Source organism: Streptomyces sp. DSM 116793 (assembly GCF_057320905.1).
This window is the reverse complement of the sequence record NZ_CM170494.1, coordinates 3926685-3940226: the sequence shown is the minus strand read 5'-3', so window position 1 is coordinate 3940226 and position 13542 is coordinate 3926685. Positions and strand designations below refer to the sequence as shown.

Sequence of the window (13542 nt, the reverse complement as noted above, 5' to 3'; positions counted from 1 at the left end):
CGCCCTCAGCAGGTCTGATGGCGCCCGGGAAGGGTGTGCAGGACACGCGTGAACTGCCGGAACAAGGTCACACGGTGCCGCATCTGCTCCGGGTTGCCGCCGTCGCACTCGGCGGTCCCGTTGAGGCTGCGGATGGTCTCGCCGAAGCCCTTGTGGCGGACGATGGCGTCGTGGCCGGTCATGGTGCCGGGGCCGGTCTGGGTGTTCCAGTACCACAGGGCGGTGGCCCAGGCGACGGCCGGATCGCGCTCCACCAGCCAGGGGTCGTTCAGCAGGTCGAGCCCGAGCGCGTCGCCGGCCGCCTTGTAGTTGAAGTTCCAGCTCAGCATGATCGCGCCGCGCCCGTAGTACGCGTCCCGCCCCGCCGGACAGCCGTACGGCCGGGTGTCGTCGCAGAAGAGCGGGTACGACGCCGGGTTCTGGTTGACCTTGTAGACCAGCGCACCCGTCTCATGGCTGACGTTGGCCAGGAAGGCGGCCGCCTCCTGCCTGCGCACCAGCAGGTTCCCGGTGTGCGCGAAGGCCGGGTACGAGCGGGTCGCGGCCAGCAGCCCGGCGTAGGTGAAGAACGGGTCCCGGTCCGGGAACATCCGGTCGAACTGTGCCTCGCTGACCACGAAGCCCGTCCCGTGGGCACCGCGCGGCGCCCCGTCCGCGGCCACCGCCGTCGAAGCCGCCGGTACGAGGGCCGCCAGGAGCACCGCCAGAAGGCCCAGCGCCCGGCTCGCTCGACTCACCCGGCTCACGCCGCTCGCTCGCCTCACCCGGTTCACCGCGCCCGGCCTGCTCAGATGTCGTCGCACCACGCGCTTCGTCACTCCTCGGATCGGGGACGGGTCGGGACCGGCCAGGGAGGGGAGGGGCCGGGGGAACGTTCCGGTAGGGAGGGAGCCGCCGCGAGAATAGGCTCAGATGAGGCAGAAGGTCTAGACCATGCCGGGAAGTTTTCACGGTCGCCGTCCGAGTGGTCGCCGCGCCCGTGGCCACCGGACGAGAGGGGCCACCTGGACGCCCGTGGCGCAAGTGCTGCACGATGACGGAGGGGCAGCACGCCGACACGGAATGCACGCGGAGGCCGGACCCGTCGCCGCCTGACCGAGGCGCGCCGAAACCCACCGAAGCCAAAACCGCTGAAACCCACCGAAGCCAAAACCCGCCGAAAGCCGCCGAAACCGAAACCCGCTAGAGCCTCCGAGTCGTAGGCCCTCAAGCCGCAGGAAAACGCAAGTCCGCACGAACCCGCACACCGCACGAACCCGCAAAGCAAACCGTAGGAACCCGCAAACCCTAAGAACCCGCAAACCGTAGGAACCCGCAAACCGTAGGAACCCGCAAACCGTAGGAACCCGCAAACCCTAAGAACCCGCAAACCGTAGGAACCCGCGAACCGTAGGAACCCGCAAACCGTAGGAACCGTGGAAACCCGCACGAAGGGAAGCCGTTCAAGGTGAGGACGATCAGCCAGTGGCGCCTGCGGGCCGCCTTCGCCCGGCGGCTCTCGGAGATGTACGGGCAGGAGGTCCCCGCGTACACGACACTCGTGGACGTCTCCCGCGAGGTCAACGAGGACGTGCTGCGCACGCGCGGAGCCGACGCCGAACGCCTCGGCTCCATCGGCCGGGTGACCGCGGAGCGGCACGGCGCCATCCGCGTCGGCACCCCCGGCGAACTCCAGCAGGTCGCCCGCGTCTTCGGCGCCCTCGGCATGCACCCCGTCGGCTTCTACGACCTGCGCGAGGCGGCCGCCAGCGCCGTCCCGGTGGTCTCGACGGCGTTCCGGCCGGTGGCCGGCGAGGAGCTGGCCCGCAACCCGTTCCGGGTCTTCACCTCCCTGCTGACCCCCGCCGACCCCCGCTTCTTCGACGCGGAGCTCCGCGCCCGGCTGGAGACCTTCCTCGCGGGGCGCGAGCTGTTCCCGCCCGAGCTGCTGGCCCTCGCGGACCGGGCGGAGTCGGAGGGCGAGCTGCCGGAGGCCGAGGCAGAGCGCTTCCTCCAGCTCGCCGTGGCCGCCTTCGAGCTGTCCCGGGAGCCCATCGACCGGGTCTGGTACGAGACGCTGGAGAAGGTGTCCGCGGTCGCCGCGGACATCGGCGGGGTGCGCAGCACCCACATCAACCACCTCACCCCGCGCGTGCTCGACATCGACGAGCTGTACCGCCGGATGACCGCCCGCGGCATCGAGATGATCGACACCATCCAGGGCCCACCGGGTGGCCGCGTCACGCCCGGTGCCGGCGCCCGGGACGCGGGCGGTGGCCGGAACACGTCCGATGACGGCGCGGGGTGGCCGGACGTCCTGCTCCGCCAGACCTCGTTCCGCGCCCTCGCCGAACCGCGGGCGATGCGCGAGCCGGACGGCCGGGTGCGCGAGGGCGCGTTGCGCGTGCGGTTCGGCGAGGTGGAGGCGCGCGGCATCGCGCTGACCCGGGCCGGCCGGGAGCGCTACGACACCCTGCTCGCGCGGGTCGACGAGCGGCTGGCGCAGGAGCCGGGGGCGGACCGCCAGGCGGTCGCCCGGAGCCTGTGGCCGGACCTCATCCCCGCCACCGAGCACGAACTCGCCGCCCAGGGCCTGGCCTACTTCACCTACCGGGCCGCCCCCGTCCCCGGCCGCGACCGACCCGCCGACGGCACCCGCCCGCCCACCGCCCTCGCCGACCTGCTCGCTGCGGGCTGGCTGCGCGCCGAGCCGATCGTCTACGAGGACTTCCTGCCGCGCTCGGCGGCCGGCATCTTCCAGTCCAACCTCAGCGGCGAGGGCCGCAGGGACGACGAGCAGGAGGGCACCGCCTACGACAGCGCGTGGCTGGCCGACGCCCTCGGCCGCGACGTCCTGGACCCGTACGAGCTGTACGCGGACCAGCAGGAGCGGTCGCTGGCGCGGGCGGCGGAGGAACTGGGGGTACCGCTTCCGGCACCGACGCCGGCGCCCGCCCGCTGACCCCGGCACGGTGCAGGGCCCGCGCGCCCCGCGCGCACCGCACCCGGGCTCTTGGGCCGTCGGCCGTCCACGGCTCCGCTGCCGTACCCACCGCCGTACGTGCCGCCGTCCCCACCGCCGTCCCCACCGCCGTCCCCACCGCCGTGCCCGCCGCCGTGCCCGCCCCCCGCAGGCACCCGTACATACTCGTACATGTACATATGAGCCGTAGTGGTGCGAGGACCCGTACCATCCCCTCCGCACCCGTGACGTGAACAGCCAGGAGCCCCCATGAGCACCACGACCGGCACCCCCACCCCAGGCGGCACCCCCGGCACCCCTGGCACTCCCGGTACCCCCGGCGCCACCAGCGGCGCCGTGCCCGCCGTCGAGGCCCTGCCCAGCGCGGAGGAACTGCGGGACCGGGCGCGGGCGAGCCTCCAGCGGATCGGGGTGACTCTTCCGGAGCCCACGGCGGCCCCGGGGCCGGGCGCCCGCGGCACGAACGGGGACGGCGCCGCGGACGTCCTCCGCTCGCGCACCCCCCTCACCGGCGAGGACCTCTTCACGCTGGCCGCCGCCACCCCCGCCACCACACAGGAGGCCGTCCGGGCGGCGTCGGAGGCGTTCGCGGCCTGGCGGAGCACCCCGGCACCACGCCGCGGCGAACTGGTCCGCCGCTTCGGCGACCTGCTCCGCGCCCACAAGGACGACCTGGCGGACCTCGTCACCATCGAGGTGGGCAAGATCCGCTCGGAGGCGCTGGGCGAGGTCCAGGAGATGATCGACATCTGCGACTTCGCGGTGGGCCTGTCGCGCCAGCTCTACGGCCGCACGATCGCGTCCGAACGTCCGGGCCACCGGCTGGCGGAGACCTGGCACCCGCTGGGCGTGGTCGGGGTGATCTCGGCGTTCAACTTCCCGGTCGCGGTCTGGTCGTGGAACACGGCCGTGGCTCTGGTCTGCGGGGACACGGTGGTGTGGAAGCCGTCCGAACTGACCCCGCTGACCGCGCTGGCCAGTACGCACCTGCTGGCGAGGGCCGCCGAGGAGGTGGGCGCGCCGGACGGCGTGCACCGGCTCCTGCTGGGCGGCCGGGCGGTCGGCGAGGCGCTGGTGGACGACCACCGGGTGGCGCTGATCAGCGCGACGGGCTCGACCCGGATGGGCCGCGAGGTGGGCCCGCGGGTGGCCGCCCGGTTCGGCCGGAGCCTGCTGGAGCTGGGCGGGAACAACGCCGCCGTGGTGACGCCCTCCGCGGACCTGGACCTGGCGGTGCAGGGCATCGTCTTCGCGGCGGCGGGCACGGCGGGCCAGCGCTGCACGACGCTGCGCCGCCTGATCGTGCACAAGGACGTCGCGGACACGCTGATCGCCCGGCTGACCGCGGCGTACGGCAGGCTACCGATCGGCAACCCGTTCGATGAGAGGACCCTCGTGGGCCCGCTGATCACGCCCGAGGCGCTGGAGCGGATGCAGGACGCGCTGACCCGCGTCCAGGCCCAGGGCGGCAGGATCCTCACCGGAGGCAACCGCCGCATGGCCGCCGCGGCACCGGGGGCGGCCTACGTCGAGCCGGTCATCGTCCAGGTCGAGGAGCAGACGGACGTGGTCCGCGAGGAGACCTTCGCGCCCATCCTCTACGTCCTCACCTACGACACCCTCGACGAGGCCATCACCCTCCACAACGCGGTCCCCCAGGGCCTCTCGTCCAGCATCTTCACCCGCGACCAGCAGGAGGCGGAACTCTTCCTCTCCGCCGAGGGCTCGGACTGCGGCATCGCCAACGTCAACATCGGCACGTCCGGCGCGGAGATCGGCGGCGCCTTCGGCGGCGAGAAGCAGACGGGCGGCGGCCGCGAATCGGGCTCGGACGCGTGGCGCGCGTACATGCGCCGGGCCACGAACACGATCAACTACTCGAGCGAGCTGGCTCTGGCCCAGAACGTGAGCTTTTTGTAGGGGCGGGTCGGCTCGGGTGCGGGGGTCGGGTGCCAGGGGGTTGGGAGCTGGGCGCCGGGGGTTGGGTGTTGGGGGGCTGGGGGCTGGGGGTAAGGGTGCCCCTGGGCCCGGGGGTACGTACGGGTGCCTGGGGGCCCGGGGTGCGGCGCCGGGGGCCGGGGCCGGGCCGGGGGCTGCGGGTGCGGTGCCGGGGGCGGGGCCTGAGGCCGGAGTAACGCGGGTGCCGGGGTTCTGGGCCCGGGCCCGGGACGCCGGCTGCCGGGACCGGGATGCGGTCGCCGGCGGTGCCGGCGGACGCACCCACCACCTCGCACCGCTGCCACCGCCCCAACCGCTACACTGTCGGGGGTACGCCAGACCTCGGCGTACCCCCGGACTGCCCGGGTGCCACACCCCGACCCGCCACCAAAACGGCCCGGGGCCCACCACCCGACAGCTCCTCGCCTTCGTAGCTCAGGGGATAGAGCACCGCTCTCCTAAAGCGGGTGTCGCAGGTTCGAATCCTGCCGGGGGCACAGAACGCCGCGCGAGCGGCGAGCACGACGAAGGCCCAGGTCAGCCGGTATGTAGCCGGATGCCTGGGCCTCAGTCATGTGCGGGGGTGGATCAGGGCGCCGGAGCTGTCGTGCCAGATCCGTGCCAGATCAGTAGTGCACGCCCTTGACGCCGGCCCGGCGGCACGCGGCGGTCCACGAGTCGTGGAAGTTGTTCCGCCGCAACCGACCACCCTTCGGGCCGACGAACAGCAGGCCGGTCCGGCCGTCCTCACCGAAGATGCGCAGATGCTCGCTGATCTCCGGGACGAGGGAGGCCGGGAACGACACCGTGCGGACGCCTGCCGCGCTCTTGGGCGCCTTGATCTCCAGCTTGCCCGACTGCGGCTCGGCCTGGGCCCGGCGCACGTGGACGAAGCGTCCCTCCACGTCGATGTCACGGCGTTGCAGGGCCGCCAGTTCGCCGAACCGGAGACCGGTGAACGCGGCGAGCAGGACCAGCACGCGGTAGCGGCCCTCGATGGCGCCGGCCACTGCGAAGACTTCCTCTACGGTGAGCACGGGCCGTTCGGGGGACTTGGTGATGCCTGCGCCCCTGATGCGGCACGGGTTGCGCTGGATCAGTCCGTCGTCCACGGCGGTCGGTGTTCATGGCGGCCCGCAGGATCTGGTATGCCTTGACCACGGTGGCTTCACCCACGCGTGCGTCGAGCAGGTCACGCGCCGTCACTGCCGCACGCGCGGTGTGGTGATCTCGGCGACGGCCAGGTCTCCGAGGTACGGGCGGATGTGCAGCCGGATGACGCGCCCGTTCCTGCCGCGACTGGTGGCCGCGTAGTCCCGTTCGCGGAACCAGCGGTCGATGAAGTCGCCGAGCGTGACCTTCCCGGCGTTCGGATCGGTCCAGCGACCCCGGTCGATGTCCGCCTCGATCCCGGACAAGGCGACCTCGGCGTCACGCTTCGTCGGATAGGCCCGGTCACCGTTGCGGAGCTGCTTGGCCACCGGGTCGGGGTAGCGGACCTGGAACCGGCCGGACGGGAGTTGGCGCACGGCACCGAAGCGCCGCTTGCGCCCCTTGTTGTTCGGCATCAGGCCACCGTCCTTTCTGCCGTGGTGGTGTGTGGGTTCGTCGTCCGGCGCTCGATGTAGGCGTTCAGCGCGGACTCGGGTATGCGGACATGGCGGCCGACCTTGACGAAGGCAATCCGCCGTTCGGTGATCAGCCGTCGGGGGAAGCGCTGCGTGGTCCCGAGCCGCTCGGCGACCTGGGGGACGGAGAGGAGCCGGTCACTCATGCCCGCACCCCCTGTGCTTCTGTCCCTGGTGCGGGTGCCTCGGTCTTGGCCGCCCGGACGTCCGCTGCGATGAGCGCTTCGTCGGGTGCGTAGCCGCGTCCGGCGAAGCGCCAGTGGGAGACGGTGACCGTAGGCCGGTCGGCCAGGCCGAGGGCGGTGCGCTGTTGCTGCGCGCGGTGTTCGCACGGGCTGTGCGGAGGGCGGTCAGGGCGGTCGAGTAGCGGCGGGACTTGGTGGAGAAGTGGCCGCCGTAGCCGAGCATGTGCGTCCACTGCCGCAGCCGCAGCGGCTGGAACTGCGGCAGCGCGCCGAGCCACCAGCACGTTCCGATCATGCGCAGCGTGTGGTCCCGGACGGGGAGCTTCGCCAGGTCGACCGCCCGGTGAATGCGGGCATCGACGGCGCCGGCTGCTTCGGCTCCCTTGGTGGCGTACATCGCCGCTCCCTGGTGCCAAACTCGGCGATGGGCCGGACGTCGATCTGCCAGCCGAAGCGCAGCACACGCGGCCCGATGACGTCACCGCCCCGAGCGCGCAGGCGGACCAGGGCGGCGGAGCCGTGTACCGAGTCGGCCAGGAGCGCTGTGGTGGCCCACACGGGCGGAGCGGACTCAGGCCCGTCCGGCCCATCGAGCCGGATCACGGCATGGAAGTGGATCAGTCCGCGCCGCTGGTACTCGGCGACCTTGGCGTACGAGACCCGCAGTCGGCCGCCCAGCTCTGCACGGGTGAGCCCTGACCCGCCGGGCGATCTCGCGGCGCAGCTCCAGCGCGAACCGGTGCCAGAGCTGTCCCGCGTGAGCCTGCCAGAGGACGGCGCCCGCGTAGTCGTAGCACCGCGGGCAGAGCGGTTCGCCGAGTCGCTTGTCGTCTTCCGCGTGCCGCACGCGGCAACCGGTCGGTACGCCGTGCGGGCAGCGCTCCTGTGCGCGGCGGGACGGCAGGACTGGACCCGTCCGGAACGTTCGCGGCGGGTATGGACGGCACCGAACCCGGGCGCGGTGAGGGTCACGAAGACGCGCGGGTGCCCGCCGACCGTGGCCGGTGTCTCCTTGCGCCGACGAGTCCGGCACGGATGAGCTGGTACGTGTCGGCACGGTAGAGGCTGGCGCAGGTCGGGAAGACGCTCGCCCGCCGGTTTCCACAGGCTGTGAGCAACCGACCGCCACGGTGGTCGGACGCGAAGGAGTGCAGCACCTCTCCCGTGATCGTGTCGACGAGCGAGGCGTTCCCTGAGGGGTGCACGGGGTTGGTGCAGCCGCCCAGATGTTCGATGTTGCGGTAACTGGCCCCGAAGTCACCCGCCGACGCGCGTTCGGCAAGTGGGGTGACGGCGTTCGTCCTGGCGTTCATCGGCCACCTCCGAACGCCTGCGCCATGACGGTCGCGATGGCTTCCGGCCGGGTCTTGGCGCTGAACCGCAGGGCGGGAACTGTCAGCCACAACGCGGCGGCGTGCGCCGGGCGGAGCCGCTGCTCGGCGCCGTTGCGGTCAACCAGGATGGCTTCCGGGCGTCCGACACAGGCGGGTGCCCCGTCCTCGCATCACCCACTGCCTGGTCTTTCCGTCGCGGCTTGGAGCGCCAGCCCCTGCGAATGGCGGCTGGGTCAGCCGAACGGATGTATGAACTGCCAGCTTCCCGATGTCAATCGCGGTAGGCCGTGCCTCCAAGTCCGGTAGGTGCCCCTACGCTCCTTCCACTCTATGGACCCCTCTATGGACACCGGGATGTGCCGATCCGTTGGGCGCTGTCTCGATGCCGAGTTCCCCTCACCACGGCAACGGACTGGGACGCCGTCTCCACCACCAACCCGCGGCCGAAGCTCCGAGGTCGTCGCCGGACGTCAAGGCCTTCCGGAGCGAGCCGGGATCCTGGATGGTCAGGTCGGTGAATTGGGCGTCCAGCTGTTCAACGGGCTCCTGTAGCAGAGCCCGGACATTCTCAGGGAGCTGGTCGCGCACCTGTTCCAGTTCGTCACGGGATTCGAGGCGTTCTCGGTACAGGTCGGGGGGATACCAGCCGGCTGGGGCCCAGGAGGCTGCCATCTGGCGGACGAGTTTCTCCCAGGCGCCCAGGCGGGTGCGGGCCAACCAGTGGGGGGTCCCGGGAGTGGCGGATTCGTCGGGGGCCAAGCGTTCGAGGTAGGCGGTGAAGGTGTCCGTCAGCGGGGTGGCGACGTGCTGCTCGCGTACGACTTCCGCGATGCGTGTGACCGGGACGTTGGGCAGTTGGGGGACGGCGGCTTCGACGGCGTCGATGGTGTACCGGGGCAGGTCGTCGTCGGAGGCGTACATCCGTGCGCGTGTGACGGTGCCGTCCGGTGTGGTGAGCCAGTAGGCGCTCGGCAGGTCTTCCTCGGCCGGGAAGAGGATCACGGTACCGGCCGACTGCGCAAAGGCCGATGCCAGCTCGGTTTCGTCCGGTTGCGGTTGGGCGGAGTCCTGGGCGTAGATGTCCAGCGATGACGACACGTCGCCGGTGAGCGCGGTCTGCTCGCAGAGCACCAGCGCGTCCCAGTTACGCAGGTCGGGGTCGGTGTCCTCGCCGGCGACATCCACCTCGTGCACGGGCACGGCCAGGCAGTGGGCGAGTGCCGTCGCGATCGTGTCCGGGGACAAGGGCTCCATGAGGAGCAAGTTGTACGTCATCGATATGTTCCGTTGTAGACGGCCAGGGCCTTCTGCACAGCCTCTGGATTGTTGGTGAAGCGCGGGTTCTTGGTCAGTTGCGGTGCGGCATCGATGTCGCCCTTGGCTTTGGCTATCTGCTGGAGTGCCGCGTACTCGTTCCGGTCGAGTTTCACGATGCCCTCGCCGCTGTCGGGGAACACCCGCCCCGTTTCCTCAACACCGTACGAGCGTCCATTGACCTCGTAGCGACCCGTCGCGTCGTTGAACGCGGCCCGGCCGGCGGCGATATCCGCGACATCCTGGTTCACCTGCTGCTCGTAGCCCCGTACAATGACGCTGTTCACCTCCTTGACCTGGCCGCGGGCTGACCCGGCGATCGTATGGCGTGGATGGGGCGGCTTGAGTTCTTTGCCGGCGGCCGGTCCCTTGATTCCGGAGGACGTCGGCCACGGACCCTCGCCCGGTCCAGCTCCTGTGCTACCGCCCTCTCCCGCGCCGCCGACTCTCATCGCATAACGGTCACTGGCGGCGAGGTCTTCCGGTACCCCGGCCAGCGCAAGACCTGGCCCGTTCAGACCGACGTCAATGCCGTCGAAGAAGCTCGACAGCCCACCCGCCCTCTTCATGCCCTGGTACGCCGCCCCGCCACCGCCCAACAGACCCCCGGTGAGGGCGCCGAACAGGCCGGCCTGCCGGGCTTCGTCAAGGTTGAGACCGCCCTTCTGCTCGCCGGTCGCCATGGCGACCGGCTGGGCGACGGCCAGGTCGACGGTGACCGATTCGATACCGGCGAGGGCGGCGGTTGCCAAGGTGGTCCCAGCGATGGCGGCCACCTCGGTGGAGACGGACACCCCCACTGTTCCGGCAAGCTCCACGATGCTGGCGGTCGCGGCGGCTGCGGCTCCTTCGGAGATGCCTGCGGTGAAGATGGCCAGTGCGGTGCCTGCGGCGATGGTCGCACCGACGATCTCCAGCTCATGCTCAAGCTTCTTCACCGCGCCATGCACGGAGTCGGCGTACTTGTCGAGGGCCTTGGCCATGTCGCGGGAGCCGTCGATCAGATCCTGGAGCCACCCGTGTTTCTGGTAGTAGTAGCGGCGCCAGAACGGGTCGTCGAAGGCGGAGATGGCTTCACCCTTGTTTGCTCGATCAGTGAGCGGGCGGCCTTGTTGGCCGCTGCGGTGACGTCCTCGACGTCGTCGGCGAAGTCCCGCCATGCCTGTGCTGCGTCCCGCAGCTTGCCCTCGTCCGCGGCCGGCCACCACATGCCGGTGAGATCTTGCACGATCTCCTTGGCCTTGTCGGCTGCGCTCACTTGTCGTGGCCCTTGGAGCCGTTCTCGACGTTGATTCGGCTGAACATCGCGCGGATCAACTCGTCGTTGTCGATGTGGCCGTCGGCCATGTCCGTCATGGCTTCGTGAATGCCGGCCAGGCCTTCGGCGAGGATCCCAGCGGATCTGCCTGAGGTGCGGCGCATAGGCCTTGTGGAAGGCGGCGCCCTGGTCGTCGTCTCCCCAGCAGTCACCGGTCCTGGCCAGGGCGGTCTTCAGCTTGCCGAGAGCCTTCGTGAGGTCGACGCTCTGCGTGTGGAAGTGGGGTGCTGTTCTTCTCAGGTCGGCGATCTTGATGTCGAGGATCTTCTCCTGGTCTCCCACTGTTCGCCGTACCCCTCCGTCAGCTGACATGCGTACGGACCGGACCAAGGCACGACGCTCCTCGTCGTGTCATGCCTGGTCCATGGCACCGTCACATCATTTCATCAGATGGTGTAGCCATCATCAGATGGTGTAGCCGTTTGAGGACTTGCTCGGCGGCTTGGCGCGAAACGACCCGTCATAGACGGTCGGTGATGGCGTCAGGAACTGGGCCGAACGAAGTGAGTTCTTCAATTGTCGCCGCCAGATGATGCTGTTGGCCAGAGTGAGGGATGCCTCGTGGATGTCGTCGCGGATCTCCCAGCGGATGCGTAAGCGTCGGAACCAGTGCCCCAGCGCGAAGCTCTGCTCGACGACCCACCGGTTGGCACCCAGTCCTGAGCCGTGTTCGGTGCCGCGGCGGGCGATGACGGGAGTGATCCCGACCGCCCGGACCTGCCTGCGGCGTTTGTCGTGATCGTAGCCGGGGTCTGCGTAGGGCCTGTCGGGGCGTGGGCGGGGACGTCCGCGTTGGCCGTGCACCGGTGGGACGGCCTCGACCAGCGGCATGAGCTGGGTGACGTCGTTGCCGTTACCGCCGGTCAGCGAGATGGCCAGCGGAATGCCGCGCGCTTCTGCGATCAGGTGGCGCTTGGAGCCTGTTCCGGCACTGCCAACCAGCATGGGGATTGATCTGGAGCTGCACTCGTCACGGCCGGCACGCAACAACTGGCGCAAGTCCCGAACAACACTCGTGCGGAGCTCCTATGGGCACGGCGACACACTGGCCGATGCACTCGGCTCGCTCCAGCTCCTTGGAGTACCCGGGAGGCTCACTGCGGTCGATCCGTACGGGGACACGTTGATGAACCAGCAGGAGGCCGCAGCCGCCCTCCAGGAAATCCGCGACCTAAGGCAGAAATGCGGTGATGAGCGTCAGCTGGCCGCATTGGACGACCTGGCAACAATGCTGGCAGAGTGCGCGGCCACCCCAGGCGGTTATCTGTGGTTCGCGGGCGACTGAAGCACGTACCGTGCCTGCCGTGTGAGTGTCCAACTGCGTGACAACACCCGCGATCCCGGTGGAGAACTCGACAGATTCAACGCGTTGACCCAGAGACGTAGTTGGATATCCATTTTTCGGAGGACCGAACTGAGCATGTTCCGCAACCATCGGGAACTCGATGTGACGGTCGTCGCAGTGGCCCCCGTGGGCGCCAAGGTGGAAGTACACGGGACAGACGGTGCGACCGGGTTCATCGACCAGGTGAAGCATCCCTCATGGTGGAACGAGAGCGTCGCACCACCTCAGGTGGGCGACGAACTGCACGTCGTCGTCCTGGACGCCAGCCGCCGGCCGCCACGGCTCAGTGCGTTGCAACGGGACATCGACATCGCACGCCGTCTCCGCGACGAGGCACCCTGAGGCTGACCGCATGCGGAAGCGGGTTGCGGGGCGTTCACACCGTGTGCCGAGATTTGCACGAGGGAGGCCTCGGACCGCCCCAGGAGACCAACTCCTTTGCATTCGTCCGCCTCCGGGAGCGCGGTGGCGAGCAGGTCGCGTCGGTCGGGCCCGCGGATACGCTCGGTGAAGAACTCGTGCAGGGGATCGAGCAGGCCGGCTTCCCTGGTGCAGAGGCTGTTGGGGCGGCTCGCGGCCCGGTGGGATGTACTCGGGTTCGGGGCGCAGCCGCAGAAGCCGCACTCGCGCCCGCTCTCGCCGAACATGTGCCGCTCGCGGATCGCGCAGAGCAGGAACGATCGCAGGGCATCGGTGCGGGTGGCCTGCGGATGGCCTGCGGGTGGGCGGTGTCCGGGCCGGTGGCGATGCGCACGCGCTCGCGTTCCCGGGCCGGACCACGGTCCGGGCGTGGTCGAGGGTTTCGGGAGGCGGGCAGTCGGGTGGGTGGGCTGTGGTGATCAGATCCAGTCCTCGACCGGGGTGACCTTGCCGCCGCGGCTCTTCTAGGTGGTCTCGATCACCTCGGAGTCTTCGGGATCGTGGATCCAGAATTCGGGATGTGACGCGGTGATGTCCGGCAGCTGGCTCAGGACGGAGGAAAGCGGCATTCGCGCGCTCGGCAGCGCGAGACTTCCCCAGAAGACTACGAGGCCGTCGGTCCCCGCGCAGTGGTGCCTGACCAGGGCGTCCAGATCGGCGGTGTCCTCGTCCGTGGAGACGAGGACCAGTCCCGCGGACACCTCGTCCCACGCGATCGTGCCGTCCGAACGGTGCCGGAAGCGGCCGAGGCTCGCGTGCTCGTACCGGACGTGCTGGTCCACGTCCAGCAACTGGACGTCGGGACGGCCGACCCAGGTCAGCTTGCGGCCCTCCGGTTGTTCCGTACGGGCCAGGCGGACCATGGACCGCGGCAGGAGGTCAGGCCGCCTGTTCCTCGGGCCCCCGAATCACCCGGGTGCCGCCATTCCTGCTGTTCCGGGAGTTCACCAGCCCCGCGACCGACCGTGGCCGCCGGCAATTCCAGGAACAGGGCGGACACGGAGGGAGTGCCCTCCGGAGCACACCTCTGCCGCGCCTCTGCGGCACGAAGTTGCCCAAGGCAAACAGTTGCGCTAAACTTGCTGATGCCAAGCAAGT

General features: G+C 70.2%; 13 protein-coding genes, 1 tRNA gene and 2 pseudogenes. 5 read left to right on the top strand and 11 right to left on the bottom strand.

Annotation, left to right across the window (positions count from 1 at the left end; genetic code table 11):
* Window positions 1–5: 5 nt before the first annotated feature.
* On the bottom strand, window positions 6–737 hold the full coding sequence (locus tag ACSMXW_RS15260) for a chitinase (RefSeq protein WP_485806931.1): 732 nt from the start codon (window positions 735–737) through the stop codon (window positions 6–8).
* Between the two features lie 767 nt (window positions 738–1504).
* On the opposite strand from ACSMXW_RS15260, the gene ACSMXW_RS15255 reads away from it, so the two are divergent.
* The 3 genes from ACSMXW_RS15255 to ACSMXW_RS15245 all read left to right on the top strand — a co-directional run bounded on the left by ACSMXW_RS15255 (window position 1505) and on the right by ACSMXW_RS15245 (window position 5397).
* Window positions 1505–2941 carry a 2-oxoadipate dioxygenase/decarboxylase family protein gene (locus ACSMXW_RS15255; RefSeq protein ID WP_485808053.1) on the top strand — a complete coding sequence of 479 codons (1437 nt, stop codon included), beginning with the start codon at window positions 1505–1507 and terminating at the stop codon, window positions 2939–2941.
* A gap of 270 nt (window positions 2942–3211) precedes the next feature.
* A complete protein-coding gene (amaB, locus tag ACSMXW_RS15250) occupies window positions 3212–4882 on the top strand; it encodes an L-piperidine-6-carboxylate dehydrogenase (protein WP_485806929.1) in 1671 nt (556 codons plus the stop codon).
* Window positions 4883–5324: 442 nt separating this feature from the next.
* Window positions 5325–5397: transfer RNA gene (locus tag ACSMXW_RS15245), tRNA-Arg, on the top strand.
* 129 nt (window positions 5398–5526) lie between these two features.
* On the opposite strand, the gene ACSMXW_RS15240 is transcribed toward ACSMXW_RS15245, so the two are convergent.
* From ACSMXW_RS15240 to ACSMXW_RS15200, 9 genes and pseudogenes are all read right to left on the bottom strand, one after another.
* Window positions 5527–6012, bottom strand: coding sequence for a tyrosine-type recombinase/integrase (locus ACSMXW_RS15240; RefSeq protein ID WP_485806927.1), 486 nt, complete (start codon window positions 6010–6012; stop codon window positions 5527–5529).
* A 90-nt stretch (window positions 6013–6102) separates the two neighbouring features.
* Window positions 6103–6468 (bottom strand): tyrosine-type recombinase/integrase, encoded by a 366-nt coding sequence (locus ACSMXW_RS15235; protein WP_485806926.1) that lies wholly within the window; start codon window positions 6466–6468, stop codon window positions 6103–6105.
* Window positions 6468–6674, bottom strand: a complete 207-nt coding sequence (locus ACSMXW_RS15230) for an excisionase family DNA-binding protein (protein ID WP_485806924.1) — start codon at window positions 6672–6674, stop codon at window positions 6468–6470. Before ACSMXW_RS15230 ends, ACSMXW_RS15235 begins: the two co-directional genes overlap by 1 nt.
* The gene (locus ACSMXW_RS15225) at window positions 6667–7110 is read right to left on the bottom strand and encodes a replication initiator (protein WP_485806922.1); all 444 of its coding nucleotides are present in this window, start codon (window positions 7108–7110) and stop codon (window positions 6667–6669) included. The genes ACSMXW_RS15230 and ACSMXW_RS15225 overlap by 8 nt, the downstream gene beginning before the upstream one ends.
* Window positions 7111–7461: 351 nt before the next feature.
* Window positions 7462–7746: pseudogene (locus tag ACSMXW_RS15220) on the bottom strand (replication initiator); the annotation flags it as partial.
* Window positions 7682–8026, bottom strand: coding sequence for a replication initiator (locus tag ACSMXW_RS15215; RefSeq protein ID WP_485806921.1), 345 nt, complete (start codon window positions 8024–8026; stop codon window positions 7682–7684). The gene ACSMXW_RS15215 and the pseudogene ACSMXW_RS15220, both read right to left, overlap by 65 nt.
* Window positions 8027–8443: 417 nt before the next feature.
* Window positions 8444–9322, bottom strand: a complete 879-nt coding sequence (locus tag ACSMXW_RS15210) for a hypothetical protein (RefSeq protein WP_485806919.1) — start codon at window positions 9320–9322, stop codon at window positions 8444–8446.
* The gene (locus tag ACSMXW_RS15205) at window positions 9319–10521 is read right to left on the bottom strand and encodes a hypothetical protein (RefSeq protein WP_485806917.1); all 1203 of its coding nucleotides are present in this window, start codon (window positions 10519–10521) and stop codon (window positions 9319–9321) included. Before ACSMXW_RS15205 ends, ACSMXW_RS15210 begins: the two co-directional genes overlap by 4 nt.
* A 665-nt stretch (window positions 10522–11186) precedes the next feature.
* Window positions 11187–11627: pseudogene (locus ACSMXW_RS15200) on the bottom strand (transposase); the annotation flags it as partial.
* A gap of 178 nt (window positions 11628–11805) precedes the next feature.
* Here ACSMXW_RS15200 and ACSMXW_RS15195 point away from each other — a divergent pair.
* The gene (locus tag ACSMXW_RS15195) at window positions 11806–11964 is read left to right on the top strand and encodes a hypothetical protein (protein ID WP_485806916.1); all 159 of its coding nucleotides are present in this window, start codon (window positions 11806–11808) and stop codon (window positions 11962–11964) included.
* Between the two features lie 135 nt (window positions 11965–12099).
* Window positions 12100–12366, top strand: a complete 267-nt coding sequence (locus ACSMXW_RS15190) for a hypothetical protein (protein ID WP_485806914.1) — start codon at window positions 12100–12102, stop codon at window positions 12364–12366.
* A gap of 542 nt (window positions 12367–12908) precedes the next feature.
* Here ACSMXW_RS15190 and ACSMXW_RS15185 read toward each other — a convergent pair.
* Window positions 12909–13307, bottom strand: coding sequence for a hypothetical protein (locus ACSMXW_RS15185; RefSeq protein ID WP_485806912.1), 399 nt, complete (start codon window positions 13305–13307; stop codon window positions 12909–12911).
* Between the last annotated feature and the right edge of the window lie 235 nt (window positions 13308–13542).